The sequence below is a fragment of the Pseudomonadota bacterium genome (assembly GCA_022361155.1).
Taxonomy (GTDB): domain Bacteria; phylum Myxococcota_A; class Polyangia; order Polyangiales; family JAKSBK01; genus JAKSBK01.
Genome location: JAKSBK010000475.1, coordinates 1 through 17932 on the forward strand (window position 1 = coordinate 1; position 17932 = coordinate 17932).

Annotated in this window: 20 protein-coding genes; 11 read left to right on the plus strand and 9 right to left on the minus strand. The window is 65.0% G+C overall.

What is annotated here, in order from left to right:
* The 3 genes from MJD61_17920 to MJD61_17930 all read left to right on the plus strand — a co-directional run.
* The coding region (locus MJD61_17920) for a GtrA family protein (GenBank protein ID MCG8557141.1) at positions 1 to 589 on the plus strand (589 nt) is incomplete at its 5' end.
* A 123-nt stretch (positions 590 to 712) separates the two neighbouring features.
* The gene (locus tag MJD61_17925; protein ID MCG8557142.1) at positions 713 to 1264 is read left to right on the plus strand and encodes a phosphatidylglycerophosphatase A; all 552 of its coding nucleotides are present in this window, start codon (positions 713 to 715) and stop codon (positions 1262 to 1264) included.
* A gap of 582 nt (positions 1265 to 1846) precedes the next feature.
* Positions 1847 to 3124, plus strand: coding sequence for a hypothetical protein (locus MJD61_17930; protein MCG8557143.1), 1278 nt, complete (start codon positions 1847 to 1849; stop codon positions 3122 to 3124).
* A gap of 21 nt (positions 3125 to 3145) precedes the next feature.
* On the opposite strand, the gene MJD61_17935 is transcribed toward MJD61_17930, so the two are convergent.
* Entirely contained in the window at positions 3146 to 3616 is a 471-nt protein-coding gene (locus MJD61_17935) for a hypothetical protein (GenBank protein MCG8557144.1), read from the minus strand.
* A 22-nt stretch (positions 3617 to 3638) separates the two neighbouring features.
* Positions 3639 to 4730 (minus strand): phosphatidylserine/phosphatidylglycerophosphate/cardiolipin synthase family protein, encoded by a 1092-nt coding sequence (locus MJD61_17940; protein MCG8557145.1) that lies wholly within the window; start codon positions 4728 to 4730, stop codon positions 3639 to 3641.
* A gap of 332 nt (positions 4731 to 5062) precedes the next feature.
* Here MJD61_17940 and MJD61_17945 point away from each other — a divergent pair, with 332 nt between their 5' ends.
* The 5 genes from MJD61_17945 to MJD61_17965 all read left to right on the plus strand — a co-directional run bounded on the left by MJD61_17945 (position 5063) and on the right by MJD61_17965 (position 7743).
* A complete protein-coding gene (locus MJD61_17945) occupies positions 5063 to 5224 on the plus strand; it encodes a hypothetical protein (GenBank protein MCG8557146.1) in 162 nt (53 codons plus the stop codon).
* Between the two features lie 228 nt (positions 5225 to 5452).
* The gene (locus MJD61_17950) at positions 5453 to 6052 is read left to right on the plus strand and encodes a hypothetical protein (protein MCG8557147.1); all 600 of its coding nucleotides are present in this window, start codon (positions 5453 to 5455) and stop codon (positions 6050 to 6052) included.
* A 555-nt stretch (positions 6053 to 6607) separates the two neighbouring features.
* Entirely contained in the window at positions 6608 to 7009 is a 402-nt protein-coding gene (locus MJD61_17955) for a hypothetical protein (GenBank protein ID MCG8557148.1), read from the plus strand.
* Positions 7010 to 7108: 99 nt separating this feature from the next.
* Positions 7109 to 7336 (plus strand): ribbon-helix-helix domain-containing protein, encoded by a 228-nt coding sequence (locus tag MJD61_17960; GenBank protein MCG8557149.1) that lies wholly within the window; start codon positions 7109 to 7111, stop codon positions 7334 to 7336.
* Positions 7333 to 7743, plus strand: a complete 411-nt coding sequence (locus MJD61_17965; protein MCG8557150.1) for a type II toxin-antitoxin system VapC family toxin — start codon at positions 7333 to 7335, stop codon at positions 7741 to 7743. The genes MJD61_17960 and MJD61_17965 overlap by 4 nt, the downstream gene beginning before the upstream one ends.
* A gap of 65 nt (positions 7744 to 7808) precedes the next feature.
* Here MJD61_17965 and MJD61_17970 read toward each other — a convergent pair whose 3' ends face one another.
* Positions 7809 to 8651 (minus strand): hypothetical protein, encoded by an 843-nt coding sequence (locus MJD61_17970; GenBank protein ID MCG8557151.1) that lies wholly within the window; start codon positions 8649 to 8651, stop codon positions 7809 to 7811.
* 174 nt (positions 8652 to 8825) lie between these two features.
* On the opposite strand from MJD61_17970, the gene MJD61_17975 reads away from it, so the two are divergent.
* Positions 8826 to 9605 (plus strand): DUF1080 domain-containing protein, encoded by a 780-nt coding sequence (locus tag MJD61_17975; protein ID MCG8557152.1) that lies wholly within the window; start codon positions 8826 to 8828, stop codon positions 9603 to 9605.
* A gap of 119 nt (positions 9606 to 9724) precedes the next feature.
* Entirely contained in the window at positions 9725 to 10315 is a 591-nt protein-coding gene (locus MJD61_17980) for a hypothetical protein (protein MCG8557153.1), read from the plus strand.
* Here MJD61_17980 and hflX read toward each other — a convergent pair.
* The 5 genes from hflX to MJD61_18005 form a co-directional block, all read right to left on the minus strand.
* Complete coding sequence (hflX, locus tag MJD61_17985) at positions 10296 to 11936, minus strand: GTPase HflX (GenBank protein ID MCG8557154.1); 1641 nt, start codon at positions 11934 to 11936, stop codon at positions 10296 to 10298. The genes MJD61_17980 and hflX overlap by 20 nt on opposite strands.
* Before the next feature lie 142 nt (positions 11937 to 12078).
* Positions 12079 to 12477, minus strand: coding sequence for a hypothetical protein (locus MJD61_17990; protein MCG8557155.1), 399 nt, complete (start codon positions 12475 to 12477; stop codon positions 12079 to 12081).
* Complete coding sequence (locus MJD61_17995) at positions 12474 to 13244, minus strand: aminodeoxychorismate/anthranilate synthase component II (GenBank protein MCG8557156.1); 771 nt, start codon at positions 13242 to 13244, stop codon at positions 12474 to 12476. Before MJD61_17995 ends, MJD61_17990 begins: the two co-directional genes overlap by 4 nt.
* Entirely contained in the window at positions 13241 to 14806 is a 1566-nt protein-coding gene (pabB, locus tag MJD61_18000) for an aminodeoxychorismate synthase component I (GenBank protein ID MCG8557157.1), read from the minus strand. Before pabB ends, MJD61_17995 begins: the two co-directional genes overlap by 4 nt.
* A gap of 34 nt (positions 14807 to 14840) precedes the next feature.
* On the minus strand, positions 14841 to 15368 hold the full coding sequence (locus tag MJD61_18005; GenBank protein ID MCG8557158.1) for a hypothetical protein: 528 nt from the start codon (positions 15366 to 15368) through the stop codon (positions 14841 to 14843).
* Positions 15369 to 15810: 442 nt separating this feature from the next.
* Here MJD61_18005 and MJD61_18010 point away from each other — a divergent pair, with 442 nt between their 5' ends.
* Positions 15811 to 17625, plus strand: coding sequence for a PEGA domain-containing protein (locus MJD61_18010; GenBank protein MCG8557159.1), 1815 nt, complete (start codon positions 15811 to 15813; stop codon positions 17623 to 17625).
* Positions 17626 to 17633: 8 nt separating this feature from the next.
* On the opposite strand, the gene MJD61_18015 is transcribed toward MJD61_18010, so the two are convergent.
* Positions 17634 to 17932 (minus strand): thioredoxin fold domain-containing protein (locus tag MJD61_18015; GenBank protein MCG8557160.1); only part of this gene is annotated, 299 nt, incomplete at its 5' end.

A 17932-nucleotide genomic window follows, 5' to 3' on the forward strand; every position in this document is an offset into this window, starting at 1 on the left:
GCCCTCACCCAGGGAGAGCAGGCGTGGATCCGAGCCGCGCCGGACAGGCGCGCGCGGGAAGAGCCTGAGCATGCTCAGGCTCTTCCCGCGCGCGCCTGTCCGGCGCGGCTCGGATCCACGCCTGCTCTCCCTGGGTGAGGGCAGCTTGTTCCGCAACATCACGGCTGCCGGGATAGCCACCGCGTTCGACTTCGGCGTTGTCTATTCGCTTGTCGCTGCGACCTGGCTCGGCCCCGAGGCCGCGACGCTGTGTGGCTGCGCTGTGGGTGGCGTGGTGAATTTCACGATCAACCGTGTGTGGGCGTTCGGCGCGCCTGGCCCGTATCTGTCGCAGGGAGCGCGCTACACGTTTGTCAGCGTGAGCAGCGCGCTGCTCAACGCGGGGGGCGTGGCCGTCTTTCTCCTGCTGCCCAACATGGATTATCGCATCGCCTGGGTCATCGCGCGCTCGGCCGTGTTCATCACCTGGAACTACCCGCTGCACCGCGATTTCGTGTTTGTTCAGTACCGAGCCACGATAGCCAAGCTCGATCCCGGGCGTGCGCGCCGGGATTACCGTTGGGAGCGGGCCCGCCGCGACGCTGCCTAGAGCGCCGATCGCTTTGAATTCTGTGCAATCCCGCGCCTTTCGCCCGAGCCCCAGCTTTCCTCCTCGCTCCTCACCGCGGTGTAGCGCTACGCGCTAGCGCAGAGCGAGCGAGCAAGCCCCCTCATGATGCGAAAGTCGCGGGACCTCGCCGAGTCCGAGCCAGCGGGCGCTTCCGACGGGAGCTCCCGTGTCGGTATCGGCCCCGGAGACCAGGGGCGCCCCGGACCTCGCTGGTCGCGCTGCCTGGCCACGCTAGGCGGCGTAGGGAGATTGCCCGTGGCGCCGGGCAGCTGGGGCGCCCTGGTTGCCGTGCCGTTCGGTGTGGTTTTCGGGGCGTTGCCGTGGCCGTGGCGGGTCGCGGGCTGTGTCTTGCTGACCGCGCTCGCGACCTGGGCCGTGAGCAGGTACTTGGGCAGCAGCACGCATCAAGACCCCCAGGAAGTGGTCCTCGACGAGTTCGTCGGCTGTTTGATCACGTTGTGCTGGATCCCGGTCGAGTGGGTGTGGCTGGCCGCCGGGTACGGCTTGTTTCGGCTTTTCGATATCTGGAAACCAGGGCCGATCGGCTACGTCGACAAGCGCTGGCACGGAGGCCCAGGCATCATGGCCGATGATGTCCTGGCAGGATTGATAGCCGGCGTCCTGCTGGCGATAGCCCATGCGCTCACCGGCTAGAGCCAGACTCGAGGCTAGATCTCGACTCGAGCACTTCTGTTGCAGCGAGGGGCGAGAAGCCAGGGGTGCACTGCTACCGGGTCGGCCCCATGGTCGGGGCCTGCATGCCCGCGGATACGCCCGTTGCCGCGCCAGCAGACGTTCCCCAAAACACGCTCAACCCGAGCTAGTGGTACTCGCGGTGTGGCGAAGCGCTCACGCATGTGTTCCAGGCGCAACACCCATACGCCGACCGAACGACCCACGTAGTGTCGGAGGCCAGCGTTGTCCACAAGGCGCGCGCAGCGCATTTGCGTTCCCCGGACAGTTTGCGCCTGAAGCCAGGCGTAGGATGTTCTCTCAGACGCTGGATCCGAGGCCTGTGGCACGCACCTTGCCTACAGGGCGTGCCGGGGGAGGTTGCAATTGAGCCAAGGAACCTTTCCAGATCGGCTTCGAGGCCCCCCGCCGGCAAGGCGCGCCGCAGCGCCAATACTCCCCGTATTCGCAGGCGGCGCAACATCGCCGGGCGGGATGGATCGGAGTCAAGTCGTTGCACTCGTTTTTGGACGGACCCTGACATCGAGCCCTTTCTTCGCTGTGTTGATGGCAGTCGCCATGCCTCTCGCGGCACAGAAACAGAAGCCCTCCTCGGCGCAGGCGCAGCACGCTCACGACACTGCAGCGGCGTCCTACCCGCAGGGGTCGCTTGCGTTACCGGCCGACGCAAGCGAAATCGGAGCCAGCGGGATACAGAAGCACACCTACAAGACGAGTCGGTTTGTTCTGAGCCCGTCGGGCGCGCTTTTCTTTGATCCACGTCATGGCGACGATTTCCTGGCTGAGGCCGCCCGGGGGACCTTGTGGATGCGCGGTCCGTCCTGGAAGCAAGGCGTGCTCGACGGAGCGGTGTTCGGCGCGACCATCTTTGGCACCGTCGGCGTTCTAGCCTGGAGCACCGGCTGGCAGCGGGGCTGGCTGGATAGGCCATCGGACCCTGCCTTGTTCGCGGGATCACTGGCCCTGGCCGGTGGCCTGGCTGGTGCCATTGTCGGGGCTGGGATTGGAAGCCTGTTCAGCGTGTGGAGGCAGGTGCCGCAGGGTCGCCGGTTGCATCTGCATTTGGACAACGGTGAGGTGAGGCAGGGGGAGTTCGATGGCGTCGATGCGCGCTCCCTGTATTTCCGGTCAGCATCAGAATCCGAATCAGGCGCATTGCCCACGGCGATCAGCGACGTGAAGAACCTGCACGAGCACGAAACCGATTGGTGTTTTCGCGCTGGTGTGGATCCGGAGTGCATCAACTTTCTCATCGTGGAGGCAGGTGCTGGCAAGCAGATCGACGAGCTTGACCTGCTGGGGTCGACGCAGCCCATGCTCCACATCGATTTGGGCATTTTCCATAGACTCAACTCGCGTTTCGCCATCGGCGGGCTGCTTGGAGTCGACTGGGTCCGAGATGCTGGCTACCGAACCGACCTCAGGTTGGGCGGCCGCGTGCGCTATCGACCCTGGTTGGGAGCGGCCTGGTATCTCGAGCAACTGGCCCTGGACCTGAGCGCCGCAGCTATCGTCGGAGGGACCCGAGCCCGCTTGTACCATTTCGGTGGGCTCGATCGCACAGAACAGCGGCTGTCCTATCCCGGCATCGACGCCAAGGTCGCCGTGAACATCGCAGAGGTGTTTTCTGTGGGCGCTGGCCTGCAAGCGTTCCGCGTCCACTTGGTCACCAACGACTCGGAAACCCTCTTGACGCCCTATTGGACCATCGAGAGTCAGGCCTGGAGCACAGTCGTAGGCGCCGGCGGAGCGTCGGTCGCAGCACTGGCGTGGGTCAGCTACCTGGGCGCCATTGTGTTGACGGGTGGTAGAAGCTCCTGAGGGAAGCTAGAGCCGGCGCGATCACGCGAGGCTCTTCAGCAGTTGTGGAAACGCGAGGAAGATGCCGAAGCGCAGCAGTCTGCCCGCGAAGCCGAGCGCAAAAAAGCGGGCGAAGCCGACGCCCAGTCCGCCGGCCATGACACTGACCACGTAGAAGGGCGGCAGACCTGTGGAGGCGCTGACGAAAACGAGCCCGATGGGTGCCCCCTGCCATGATTCCATTCGTGTCCGCAGCCTCCGCACCCGCTCGGCAAACTTGCCTTTGGGCAATTCCACCACACCCAGCCCGCCGAGATACATGGTGGACTTGGCCAGCATCTGTCCCAGCGTCGCGCTCAAGAGAACGGGGGCCAGCATCGTGGGCTCCGCGTACGCGGAGACTGCAATCAGAAAGAGCTCGGCATTGACCACGGGCACGAACCCCGAAACCAGGCACACGAGCAGCGTACCGGCAACCAGCCCAAAGCTTTCGATGAGTGAGGCCGTGTCCATTGCTTGTCCATTGCTTGTGAGGCTACAAGTGGCGCAGTACTCTCATAGCACGGCCCAGCAAGCGCAGCTCCGCGCGGCGCAAGCGTCCCAAGACCGGTCGCACGCCGTCGGTAGCGGCATGTGAATCGTCCAGGTCCTTTTGCACGACGAGGGCTCGGAATTCGTTGATTGCATCGGCGTCGTCGATCTCGGCAATCAGCTCCTGCTGTGCCCAGTAGCTGAAGATGTCGTAGTTTGCGGAACCTACATACAACTTCGTATCGTCGATCAGGATCGTCTTGAGGTGCGTGAAGCGGTCGCGGAGATAACGCACCTCGACACCGGAGCGCGCTAGCTCCCACGGCATGTAGTCACGATAATGGGCCCAGTTGTTGACCGCCGACGTCACGACGGTCACCTCCGCGCCGCGCGCTTTGGCCTCGCGCAGCGCATCGATGAAGGGGAACGTGAGGTAGGGGCATTCCACGAACACGCGACGACGAGCAGACGCCATGGCTGCCAGGATTGGCTCGAACACTTTCGGATTATCCTGCCCGTCCAGGATGTGCAGTCGAATACCTGGCCAGGCCGCCGACGCACGCTGGTTGTTGCCCTGCCAGGTTGCGAGCACATCGTCGCGCAAGAACGCCACGAGCTCCGGCCGGCTGCTGCGGTACATGAGATCGTGCCACGCAAAGTTGTGGTCACTGAAGTTGATGCCGCCGAAGTAGGCCACGTCGTCGTCTACGATAATCAGCTTCTTGTGGTTTCGGAACGGGAAGCGGACCAGCAAGGGCCCGACCGGGTTCACGAAGCGCACCCGGACATCGTGCTGCCGCAGAGCCTCGTCAAGGCGTCTCGTGTCCCTGAGCTCGCGCTGCAGATCGTGGTCCCCACGGTATCTCGGCGCGCGCGCCAACTTGTCGCTCACGATGTGGCGCGAATACTCATCGATGAGCAGTCGCTTATCGGCTGCGCCCGATGCGCTCAGGTGGCGTGCGACCGCGTTGCCCGTGCGGTCTGCTTCGAACGTCATGGCTTGAACGTAGACTCGGTGCCGGGCTTGCCCGATATCCCGGCGCAGGCGATCCCAGAAGGCTCCCGAATCGACCAGCAGCTCGAGATCATTGCTCATGGTGTCGCGCGACAGCGGGCGGCGAGCCGGCTCACGGTTGCAGGCACATCCCCAGACGTGACTGTCAGCACGCGCCCACGAGAGCCCCGGCGTGATGTCGTGCCATTACCCGGCCGGGTTGTCCAGCTAGCTATAGCCATGCTATGCTACACTCTAGTGTAAATAAAGTCGACAACCTAGCGAGCGACACCAATTGGCCCCACGGGTCACGTCAAGAACCAGGCAGTCAGGCAGCGTACGGCCATCTCGAGCGATCGAGTTGGTCGTCAAGAGTCGCGGTCGACTCTTGACTCTCCCCAATTAGGAGCAGGCTGAGCTACAAGGAGCAATCAATGAAGCGAGTTACTCTGCTAACGCTAACACTCGGACTCCTGGCTGCAGCTGACGCGCAGGCGTGGGTCGACAACGATAATGACAATATCGATGATACCTACGAAATCTATCTCCAGAACTTATTCGCGCCGGTCGTCTACATCAATACTGGTTACGAGTAGATCAGTCCTGCGAACGTCAACTGGTTTATGGACCGGAGCAGACTGCGAATTCATCACGAGGGCCTTTGCTTTGTCGACCACAACGTCGATGATTACCCGACCTGGAGTGATATTACCACCTGGTCCCATCAAGCTTACAGCTACCATTGGTACCGTTGCAAGCATAAGGGAACCTGGTACCATTCCAACGTTTTTAACTCTTTCGAGCACGACCACTACTTTCTGCAAATGAAGAACGATTCGGACCACGCCGGTCCTGGTTTCGGCTCTCCGTTGGAGTGGATCGTCTACGCTCACGTGTATATTTCGGGCGTGGAACAGGTCACGATTCAGTATTGGTTCTTCTGGCCATACAACGACCAGTTTAACAACCACGAAGGCGACTGGGAACACATCAACGTTGTTGTGAATGTCTCGAATGAAGCGTACCCCTATGCGACACAACTCGTATACTGGCACCACACCACCTATACGGTTGTGCAGCCGAGCCAGGTGCAGTGGGTTGACACTTACCATCCCAGAGTTTTCACCGCATCTGGCTCTCACGCCAACTACCCCAACAAGTCTTCCTGCGACTCGGCGGAGTTCCCCTGGGGCCGCGGCTGCAGTTCTCATGCTGCGGAGCAATGGTGGACGTGGGCCGACGGCAAGGGCTCCAACGCCGGCTGGCAAGGTGGTGGCACGCTCAATATGGGTGAGCGCAACCATCCCTTCTTCTCGATGGACTGGATTGACTACGGTGGCCGCTGGGGAGAACTTGGAACCGTGCCGGGGACGTCGGGGCCGCCTGGCCCTGCGGCCAAGGAAGATAGTATTTGGTTTCAATAGAACGGAAACTCCAGAGTGGAAACTCCACATTCTGGAATCACGGCCAGCCATGGCTTCACTTCCCACACCACTGCCAGATGCACCCCCACTGACAGAAATGGCTGCGCCTTGCCAGGGGAGCGGGGTCGACGAATCCCGGCATGACCGTCCGGGGCCCACAAGATACTCGTCCCAGACCCCACCCGATGACTCACAAGCACAGGCAGAGACATGGCTCTGACGGTAGACTCGTCGGAGCTGGGTGCAAAGCGGCACCAGTTCTCGCGTGATCGACGCCGGTCAGTCTGGTTTCGACGAGCACGCACCGAACGGTTCCTCTGGCGGCCGTCAAGCGTCTGCGTCATGCTCTAGCCATGCGTGAACGCTGGTTATTCCAGCTCGGCGTCCTGAGCGACAACGCGCGGTTTGTCCGACAGGCCGCACAGGACTCTACCGCATGCGAGCGCCTGGCAGCGCTCGAGCGGCTGCGGAGGATGCACTATGTCGGAGCCTCGGCTGCATCCCGACTTCGAAGAATTCTTGTCCTGTCTGACGTCCCGTGGCGTACGCTCCCTGGTGGTCGGCGCTCGCGCGATGGCAGTGCTGGGTAGGCGCCGCGCGACGCGGGACATCAACATCCTAGTGCAGCCGACGGCGTCCAACGCATCGCGTCCAGGCCTGGCACTTGCAGGCTTCGGCTTCCCTGAATACGCCAAGGCTGCCAAGGAACACTTCAAGCACCTCGAACGTATGGCTATTTTGGGTCGCGAGCCCGTCCGTATCGACATCTTGAGCAGTATCGCCGGCATATCGTTCGAGGAAGCATGGTCCGGCCGCGTGTCGGTTACGCTGGAAGGTATCGAAGTCGGATTCCTCGGCTTGGCACAAATATGTGCAACCAAACGCGCGGCCAATCGCCCCAAAGACCAACTCGATCTGGCGCTTCTCGACGAACTCGAGGTCGAGCCCGGAGCATGACGGTCAGGAGCCTCCGCGCGGGCGCCAGACGTGCCCCAAGCTTTCGAACGCCCAGCGTATTGGGTTGCTCTTGTTATCATGACAACGTATCATGATAACATGATCCGTACGCAGATTTCCGTGGACGAAGAGCTGTATCGGCAGGCCAAGATGCTGGCAAGACGGCAAGGTATCTCCTTGGCGGAGCTGTGTCGGCGCGGTCTCCACGAGCTTGTGGCCCGGCAACCTAGCGATAAGCCCTGGATGTCCTACGCGGGCATCATGGAGGGGGGCGAGAGCGACAGCGCGAGCGTGGATGACGGGGTGTATGGCCGCGAAACACCATGAGCACTTCAAAAGTTTTTCTCGACACAGGGATCTTCATCGCGTTTCTGAATCGCAAGGATCGGCACCACACGCAAGCCAGCGCCTTGTTCAACGGCCCCCGGCCGCGCTGGTACACCTCGATGCTTGTTCGATCGGAAGCCTATTCGTGGTTTCTTCACAGGTACGGTGAGGAGGCGGCACGCTCGTTTCGGTTTTTTCTGGACAGTCTGAGCGGACTCGAGGTCTTTGATGCCGATGCCAAACACCACGAGCTCGTGTGCGGCGTCCTCGATCGCCTGCGTGGCACCAAGCTGACCTACGTGGATGCCTCGAGCCTGACGCTCATGACGCGCCACAAGATCAAGCGCGTATGGGCCACCGATCATCACCTGGGGCTTACCGGCGCCGAGGTCCTGCCGCGCTCGTGAGAGCCCATCCCAGCCATTGCGCACCTGACCGGCGAGGGCCGCGCGCTTCGCTGTTCACTCCAAAACTAGCCCTTGCGGGCCATGGCGCTTTGGATGAGGGCGGCCAGGTCTTCGGGCTCGGCTTCGGATTCGCAGCGGATCCACTCCGAACGCGGCTGCTGAACGTAGTCGAGCTGCCTCTGAGTCTGGCTCGGGCTGCCCCACAGCACGACGGGCGCGCCGGGACGCAGATCGGGTGCGATCGTTGCGAGCAGGGTGGCGCCTTGATCGAGATTCCTGCAGTCGAGCACCAGCAGCGCACCTGCCGGGCTTGTGGCGTGCAGCGCGTCGACCAGGGCGCGCCATTGCTGTACGGCAACCACACGCGCGATCGGGGGCAGCCATTCGCTCAGTCGGCGCCGCGCCTGATCGTCGCTCGAGAACAGGACCACGCGCAGGTTGTTGAGGTTGGGGATCATGGCCGTGTCGACGTCGGAGTCGTCACCGGAGTCCATGTTCTGCGTATCGTCGTCGCCGGTCGAAGGTGGCTGCAGCGTGATGGAGCGCGGCTCGGACGGAGGTTCGCTGAGCACCTCGAGCGCACTGGCTCGTCCGCTGCTCAGGCCGAACACGGCCCGCAGCTCGCCGACCACCTGGGTCGCCTCGGCGGCACCCACCAGCGCCTCGATGGCCTCATGCAGGGGCCCCGTTACGAAGCCGTGCAGCTGGGCGCCGTCGCTCGGAAGGCGCGGGATCCGAGCCAGGCGCAGCGCGTATGCCAACACCAGCTCCGTGTTCTCACCGGCGAGCACGCTCGAAAGCGCTTCACGTACCGCGTGCGCTATGGCGGCTCCCGTTTGCTTGTCTCGTGCTGCGGCGGAGTCGGGTTCCCCGTGGGTCACGATATACAGCAGGATAACCCACTCCACGCTAGCTGGCACCAGCCTTGTTATGGTGCCCGGTCCAAAACCCGCTCCCGTCGCCTGGCTTGCGGCGCGAAGCCGTCTGCCGCGCCGGCTCGCGCTCGACCCTGCCAATTCCAGCCGCCCTCGCCGCGTTTCCTCGGTTCGCCAACACGCCATCCGACTCCGCGGCGCTGCGCCATGCTCGGTCCGGAGCTTCGGGCCGGGCACTTGTTGATCGAGCGCTCGATCCTCGAGCGGTCGCTGCTCCGGGGCCGGTTACGGTGGATCGAGGCGGCCCCTTTGGTTATGGTCGCCTCGATGTACGCACATGCAACGAGCTGCAGGCCCATGTGCGCTTTCGTGCTCTTGATGACGGCCGGCCTTGCGCTGTGCGCCTGCACCCCACAAGGCGATCCGGTTATTGGCGCGGACGGATTCGAGGACGACTTCGAGCGCAGTGAGCTGGGCCCGCTCTACAACAACACGGGGGGTCCTTACCGGATCCGTGACGGCAAGCTCCACGTGCAGGGTGCGCGCAACCGCCCGCTGTGGCTGCGGCGCACGCTGCCCGACAACGTTCGGGTGGAGTTCGACGTCCGCAGCGATTCCCCGCAAGGGGATATCAAGGTCGAGATCTTCGGGGACGGCCGTTCCAGGGCCCAGAAGAACAGCTACACCGCGACCAGCTACGTGGTGATCTTCGGCGGCTGGCAAAACTCGACCAACGTACTGGCTCGCATGGACGAGCACGCCGGTGATCGTGCGGTCGGTCCGCCACGCAAGGTGCAGGTCGGCCACACCTACCGGATGCGCGTCGAGCGCAGGGGCTCGCTGGTCACCGCCTGGGTCGATGGACAGGAGCTCGTCAAGCTCGACGATCCGAAGCCGCTGCGAGGCCCGGGACACGACCATTTTGCTTTCAACAACTGGGAATCCGAGCTGTGGTTCGACAACCTGCGCATCGAACCGCTGCCGTGAACGTCTGTGAAAGCACACGTGCGCGCGTAGCGCACACGCACGCATCCGTACAGGGCGACCGGACACCGACGTATTCAGCTTGGTTGCGTTGAGGGACGAGCGCCGGTGATCCACAGACCATGACCACCAGCCCGGAGTTCGAGCTTCTGCTGGCCGAGGCGGAAAAGGCCCTGGACCGCCTGCGGGCCCTGTACGAACAGTGGTTTCAGGGGGTGGAACGCATCGAGCCGATGGTGCCTCGCAAGGACGTGGACCGCAAACTGGCGCGGCTGCGGCGGGCGGCTCCGCGTAACACGGCCTTGCGCTTTCGGTTTCAGCAGCTCGCGCAGCGCTACACGAGCTATTCCGTGTACTGGCGACGGGTGGCGCGCCAGATCGAGGAGGGCAGCTACCGGCGCGACCAGCTGCGCGCCCGGCGCCGGCGAACCGCAGCGGCCAAGCCGGCCTCCTCCCGACCTCCGGCGAGCGCTGCTTCGAGACCGGCTTCACCCGGCACGCTCTCGGACAAGCAGCTCAGGCACATCTACGATCACTATGTGCGCGCGCGGAGAGCCAACGGCGAAGCCGTCGACAACGTGCGCTACCAAGCTCTGGCCAGCAAGCTTCAGGCCCTGGTGCCCAGGTTGCGCGAGAAGAACCCCGGCAAGCGCATCGGGTTCAAGATCGTCGTGCGCGAGGGGAGGGTGGGCATCAAGCCCGTGGCGCGCTAGCCTGTGCCACGGCGGGAGTCGCCTTCTTTGCTTGCAGCGGCGGCGGGCCGCCGGCGAACAGCCGGCGCTCGAGCTCGGACCGCAGAGGGCCGAGGGAATCAGGCTCATGCGCGCTCACGGCCAGCGCCCCGGCTCCGCGGCCGACCATCGGGGCGTCGGCCGTGCCGAGCTTGTCGCTCTTGTTGAGCACGAGCATGCGTGGAATCTGGTCGAGCTCGAGGCGCCTGAGCAGCGCATCCGTGGTGGCCAGGTGCTGTTGCAGTCCCGGGTCGGACACGTCGAGTACGTGCAGAAGCAAGTCGGCGTCCACAAGCTCCTCGAAAGTCGCACGGAAGGCAGTGACGAGATCGCTCGGAAGGTCGCGGATGAAACCCACGGTGTCGCTCACGATCGCATACCTGTCCTGCGAGAAGTGCACCCGACGCGATCGCGGGTCGAGCGTGGCAAAGAGCTTGTCCGCGGTCAAAAGGTCGCTACGAGCGAGTGCGTTGACCAGCGTGCTCTTGCCGGCGTTCGTGTACCCGATCACCGCGACGACGGGCACGCCGGCGCGGGTGCGACGCCGCCTGCGCTGGCGACGTTGCCTTCCCAGCTGGGCCAACCTCGCCTCGAGTCGTGCGATGCGCTCGCGAGCTCTGCGCCGGCCGATCTCCAGCTTGGTCTCGCCCGGTCCCCGCCCCCCGATTCCACCCGTCAGCCTGGAAAGCGAATCGTCCCGGCTTCCCAGGCGCGGCAACAGGTAGCGCATCTGCGCGAGCTCGACTTGCAGTTTTCCGTCGCGGCTTTGAGCGTGCTGCGCGAAGATGTCGAGGATGAGCTGCGTGCGGTCGATGATCTTCAGGTCGGTCAGGCGGCCGATCGCCGAGCATTGAGCCGGGCTGAGCTGGCCATCGAAGAGCAGCACCTCGACGTCGAGCTGCATGGCGCGCAGCACGACCTGTTCCAGCTTGCCCCGTCCCAGCACGTACTTGGAGTCGATCCGATCCCGGGTCTGAACGACGCTGTCGGCAACCTCGAGGCCCGCCGTGCGCGCCAAGTCCGCGAGCTCCCGCAACGAGTCGCTCGGCGATCCCGTGGAGTGCCGGGAGCTGAGGTGCACCAGGATCGCTCGACCATCCTTTGCCCTGGCGGGTCGCAGCCGCGAAGCGCGCGCGAACTCTTCTTCGAGGCCGGCCAGAAGCTGTCTTGGGTTGCACCGCAGCTGGCCGTAGGGAATCGGGCCGTAGACACGAAAGGGTTCTGCGACCGCAGCGTCATCCAGGCCGGCCTTTTGATCGAGCGGGATGCAGTGGGCGTAGTGGAACGTCTGGGGGTGACCCTCCGCGTTCAGACACAGCGCCGCCACGAGATCGAGCCGCAGGCGCGTCAAGTCGACGAGATCGTCGCGGCTGAGCGGCTCGCTGCGCACGTGCGTGTGCAGCAGCCGTAACCCCCTGAAGCGTCCCGAGCCACCGCGCAAGCGGCCGATGTCGGGGAGCATGAGCTTGGTCGAGTCACCGACGACCACGTACTCCACATGCCCCGAGCGATGCACCAGGGCGCCCACCTGACGACCTGTAGTATGCGAGACGGCCGCCAGTGCGCGACACAGCTCTGGAGTGGCCAGCACGTCGAAGGGCACGCGCCTGCGATAAAGGCGCTCGAGTGCTCTGCGTTCAGCCGAGCCTAGTCCTGTTGTGTTGCCGTAAAGCTGCAACTGCCGTCTGGCCCCCCGGCTCCTGCCTTCCACTCAAAGCATTAGCGCACTTTGGGCTGCAAGGCCCCTAATTCTTGGCTTGCGGCTTGTCACCGTCTTCGTCGCCGTCGCGACCGGTAGCCTTCTTGAAGCGACGCGTTAGACCTTCCACGTGTGCGGCAGCTTCTCCCAGTTCTTTCTTGAGCTGTTTGGTGGCTTGCTTGGCACCACCCGCGGCACGGGCGAGCTTGCCGCGGGCCTGGCTTGCCGCCTCGGCCACGTCTTGACGCACCCCCTGCGTCTCGGTCTTGACGAGCTGGCCCACCTCGCCGGCCGCCCGCTTGGCAGTGTCGCCCAGTTCCTCGAGCGCTACGCGAGCGCGTTCGCGTTGCAGCTGCTGGGGGCTCTTGGTCTCCTCGCAGGCAACGGCTGCGAGTCCAAGCCCCAACGCCAGGGCCAGCCGCAAGCCGCATCGGTTCCTTGTCATCGTAGACTCCTCGTCGTCGTGCGAGCATCCGGGAGCATGGGAGACGCCTCGCCAACTCCCGAGGTAGCAGCGGGGCCGCGCGACGGCAAGAAACCGGCTGCTCCCGGCAGCAGGAAATTGCGCAGCATCGCGTTGCCCTGCGGTGTACCGATGGACTCGGGGTGAAACTGCACGCCCCACAGGGGCAGCTCGCGATGCGATACGCCCATCACGAGCCCGTCCTCGCTCCAGGCCGTGACGCGCAAGGTCTCCGGAATGCTCTCGGGGTCGAGCGTGAGCGAGTGGTATCGCATCGCGCGCACCGGGTTCGGTAGTCCCCGAAAAACGCCGCACCCGTCGTGCCGGATCCATCCCGCCTTGCCGTGCGTAGGAGCCGGTGCGCGCACGATCCTTGCCCCAAAGACGTGGCCGATGCCCTGGTGTCCCAGGCACACCCCAAGGACCGGCAGCCGAGGTGTCAGCCCGCATCGGTCACGAGCTTCGGGCTCGATCGGTCGAGGCGCCTGCGACCGCTGAGCGATGCGGGCTAGCTCGGCGATCAGATGGCGGCACACCCCCAGCGCCGGCGGCTGTTCTGGGTTGCCCGGACCCGGCGACAGGATCAGGTGTGTCGGGGCTAGCTCAGCGATCTGTGCGACGGTGATCCGATCGTTGCGAAAGACCGTGGCTTCGACGCTCAGTATCTCACCGACCTGCTGGTAGAGGTTGTAGGCGAACGAGTCGTAGTTGTCGATGATGACGATTCGCATGGAGCTCGCAGCCTTCATCGCCCCCGCTGTTGCGCGCTCTGGTAGCGGTCCAGCGCCGCGACCAGGCCCGAGGCCTTGTCCAGTGTTTCCTGATGTTCCTCAGAAGCGTCCGAGTCGGCGACGATGGCTCCGCCCACGTGGAAGCTCAGCGAGTCCCCCTGCTTGATAAAGGTCCTGATCACGATGCTCAGATCGAGCGCTCCATCGAAATCGAAGTAGCCGATCGATCCCGCAAACACGCCTCGTGTTACCGGTTCGAGGTGCTCGATGATCTTCATGGCCGCGATCTTGGGAGCGCCCGTCATCGACCCTCCCGGGAACGTCGCCCGGAGCAGATCGATCGGGTCGCAGCTTGGGCGAAGCAATCCCTGTACGGTTGACACCATCTGGTGAGTGAACTCGAACGATTCGATCGCCTGCAGCTCGGAAACCCCGACGCTGCCAAACTGGCATACCCGGCCGAGGTCGTTTCGTGCCAGGTCGACGATCATGATGTTCTCGGCCCGGTCCTTCTCGCTCTCGAAGAGATCGCGCGCATGCGCCCTGTCTTGCTCGAGCGTGTGGCCGCGGGGTCGTGTCCCCTTGATCGGCCGCGTCTCGACCCGGCGTTCGCGATCGAGCCTGAGGAAGCGCTCGGGCGAGGACGACAACACCTGCACCTCGGGTAGCTGCAGATAGGCTGCGAAAGGGGCGGGATTGACCTGGCGCAGGGCGGCATACAGCTCGAAGCCGCTGCCTGCGAACTCGGTATCGAAACGGTTGCACAGGCACACCTCGAAGACGTCGCCCTCGCGAATGTGCTCTTGGGTGGTCTCGATCAGCCGCAGGTAGTCGGCTCGGCAGATCACCGGCTCGATCCCGCGCGAGATCAGATCGCCCTGGCGCAGTCGCGCTCGCTTGCGGCGCTCCGGGGGGGGCGTCCGCGTGCCGCGGCCCTGGTGCGGTCGCAGTCGCGACGCGACCTCGACGAAGCGTTCGTCTGCGCTTCGGCGCGCCGAAACCTGCGATGCTCCGAAGCCGTTGGCCGCCACGTAGAGCTCGCCGCTCGCGATGTTGCAGATCGCGACCGTGTCGAAGAACAGCAGGTAGCAGTCCGGCAGCGAGGCGGGTCCGCGATCGCGTTCGGGATGGGAGATCCGCTCGATCTGGTGCAAGAGCTCGTAGCCCAGGTAGCCCATGGCACCCCCCGTGAAAGGAAGAGCGTTGACGGCGGCATGCTGCTTTTCTTCGGCTACCGGAATCCGGTAGCGCTCCAGGAGCGAGGCGAGCTCTCGCAGCGGTGGTCGTTCAAGCCGTCGCTCGCGGCCCACAGGACCGGCGAAACACGCCGGGCCCCGGGATCGGAAGACCGCGAACGGGTCGGCTGCCAGTATGGACCAACGAGCGGGCTCGGCACGGGCCTCACAGGATGCGGCGAGGCGCTGATCGCGCGACGGGCTGCCGGCGCTGTCGAGCAGCACGACGTACTCCTGGTCGGACCAGGCTCGCACCAGCGCAAAGGCGTCGTAGCGGCCTGGCAAAAGCTCCACGCGGCGAGCGCGGTGCTGGATCTGTCGCTGCTCATCCGTATCGCAGACCATCACGGTCTCTGCGGGAGCGATGAAGCCAAGGGCCCTAAGGCGACTCCCGGGGCTCCGGTTTCGGCACATCCCTTTCGAGCACGGTCTTGCGCCCGTCCGTCGCTGCGCTGCGAATGGCCTGCCGCGACAGCAGCCGCAGGTGCTCGCTGAGCACTTCCAGCGTGCGATCCGACATGTTCATGCCGGAGACCGCGCGTACGAAACGCCTGAGCTTGGAAGCGACCACCAGGATGTCCTGCGGCGCTTCGGCATCGCTGCTCGACTCCACCATCCGAGCTCGTTCGCGGGTGCGGGTGGCGCGGCTCTCGCGCTCGCTTGTGCGTTCGCGCTGCTCGGCTTGCTCGCGTTGCCACTGACTGCGCGCCGGTGACCGCTGCTCCACCGCCCACGCTTCACGATGCCGCATCATGGGCAAATGCGCGTTGAAGCAGGTCACCGAACAGAACACGAACCCCGTGCGCTTGCGCGTGCAGGTCGACACGCTGCACACGTAGTACATGCTCTCAAAAGGGATGTCCTTCTTGCAGCCGCTGCAGCGCGTCCAAGCGCTTGGTTCGCCCATGCTCTTGCCTCCTACAACGCCCATCGGCCGGCGCTCGAGCGCTCGCCCGTTTTGGGCGTCGGGTCAAAATAACATCTCCAGGTCGGCTTTGAGGCGCCCGGCCAGCAAGGCGCGCTGTCGCGCGAATACTCCCTGTATTCGGAGGCGGTGCAACGCCGCTGGACGGGATGGATCGAAATCGAAGTGGCGATGTTATTTTGACCCGACGCCTTGGTGCGCGTGATCACGGATACAGGGATGGTATGCCGATGCTGCCTGCGCAAGCCGGCATCGAGCACGGGGCTTGTCCTTCACCAGCAGCGGAGTAAGAGTTGGAAACTCGCGGCTGGTCGGTCCGGCCAGCCCTGACGACGTTATGCCCCAACCCTCATCCGGGCCGCCGGGCCCACGTTGCATCCTCGCCCTCACCCGCCTGACGCTCCCATGGTTCATCTTGGGCAGCGTGGCTTATTCGAGGCCGGCCAGCGCCCAACGTGAGCGGTCGACCGGACGCTGGCTCGTCGTATCCGCGCTGGTAGGCGGCCAGAAGCAGCGGCCGCGGCAGATCGCCAGGGAGCTCGCTGAAGTGCTCTACCGTCGCAGCACCCGAGCTGCTTCCGCCCGCCGGCCGAGTCCTGCGGGCTCCGCGGCCAGCACGAGCACTACGGCGAAGCTCTCGGCGCATGCGCTCGGGCTCGGCCCGGACGAAGCGCTGAAACGCTTTCGCCAGCACGGTTCGTCCTCGCCCACGCGCAGCGACCGGGCAGACATCGAGCGGCTGGCGGGCCAAGCGCGCGATGTCCTGTACTACGTGGCGGCCGGCCTCAACAGCGAGGCCAGCCGCAAGGCAGAGCAAGCCGTGCGTCAGGCCCGAAAAACCCTGGATTCCCTGAACCGCGACGATCGCGCGGCGCGCCATTTGCTCGATCTCTGCCTGTACCAGGTGCGCGCCAGCATTCAGCAGCACAAGCGTGAGCGCGCTTTGGCGCAGGCGCTGAGCTGCCAGCGCCTGGTGCCCGACCTGGAGCCGGACGCCAACATCCATCCGGCTCCCGTCTTCGGTGTCCTCGCCGAGGCCGAAGCCCGCCTGCGCGCCCGGGGGCTCGGGTCGCTGCGCATACAGAGCGAGCCCGCGCAGTGCGCAGTATTCCTGAACGGACGGCCGGTTGGAGCTTCACCGCTCGAGCTTACCGAGCTCGTTCCGGGCGACTACCTGGTGCAAGTGGAATGCGACCCGGCCGCGCGCGGGCGCGTACACCGGGTAGCCATCTCGAACGCCCGGGAAGCACTGCGGGTCAGGCAGGGATTCGACCGCGTGATCCAGACCGAGCAAGACTTGTTCTTGCGCTACGCAACGCGCGCCAACGCTCGAGCCCGGCAACGATCGGACGCCCTGGAAACGGCACGCATCGTGGGGGCGAGCGACGTGGTGCTGGTCCACTCCATGCCGGCACGCAGCGCGACGGTCATACACCTGGATCGTTACCGCGTGGGCGATGGGCGACAGCTTGCCGCGTTGCGCCTCGAGCTGACCCGCAACGAGCGACCTGCCCGGGCACGCCTCGAGCGCCTGGTAGACGCACTGCAGCTCTCACAACCGTCGCCGGCGCAGCCGCCGGCGAAGCGTCCTGTGGTTTCACCGGGCCGCGAAACCGGCGAGCGGCCCCGCGAGCCTGGACCCGCGCCGGCAGCCGCACGAGCCAGGGCCGATCGTCCCCTGCCGATCGCCCGGGTCGCAGGTTGGGCACTCGCTGGTGCGGGCCTGCTCGCGAGCGGCCTCGGCTGGGGGCTTCACGTGCGCCTGCAGGGGCTGCACGACGACTACGCCGTGGCGGTACAAAACGGCAAACCCCACGAGACCCAGCTCAAGGCCCTGGCAGCGAGCGAACACACGCCGAGGCTGGTCACCGCCTCCGCTGCTGCGCTGCTTACCGGCTCGCTGCCGTTTTGGCTTCCCGAGCGCGCCGATCAAGCGTGGTGGAGCTGGCTCAGCGGGGCTGCGGGGCTGGGGGTCGGTGTGGCGGGCGCCCTTTTGGCGATCCAGGAGTCGCGCTGTGGCGCCGATCCGGCGGGCCGCTGCAGGCGAGCGGAGCTCAACACCCACCTGGGCAGCCAGCTGCTGCTGCAAGCAGTGCCTCTGTTGGCGGTACCCGTCGTGTACGCGGCGCGCGGCTCGCAGCGCACGCAGGATCGGGCCGCATCGGGTTGGGCCACGTCACGATGGCTGCTGCGAATCAGGCCGCGAGCTGCCGAGCTGTGCTGGCACGGAACGCTATAGGCTGGTGTCTATTGCACTCGCCGCAGCAGCGCGACCATCTCGTCGGGTTCAATGAAGCTCGTCACGCGCGCGGCTTCACGCCCGCTCCGGTCATGCAGGACCACGAGGGGCAGGCCGCGCTGGTTGTACGAGGCGAGCAGCGCCCGCTTGGCGTCGGTATCCTTTCCCGGACTGAGGTCGACTTTCACCGCCACAAAGCGCCGGCCTTCGCGCACGACCCGCGGATCGGTGAAGGTGTGGCGGTCAAGCTCCCCGCATGCCGCGCACCACGACGCGCCGAAATCGACGATCAGCGGCCGCTGCTGCC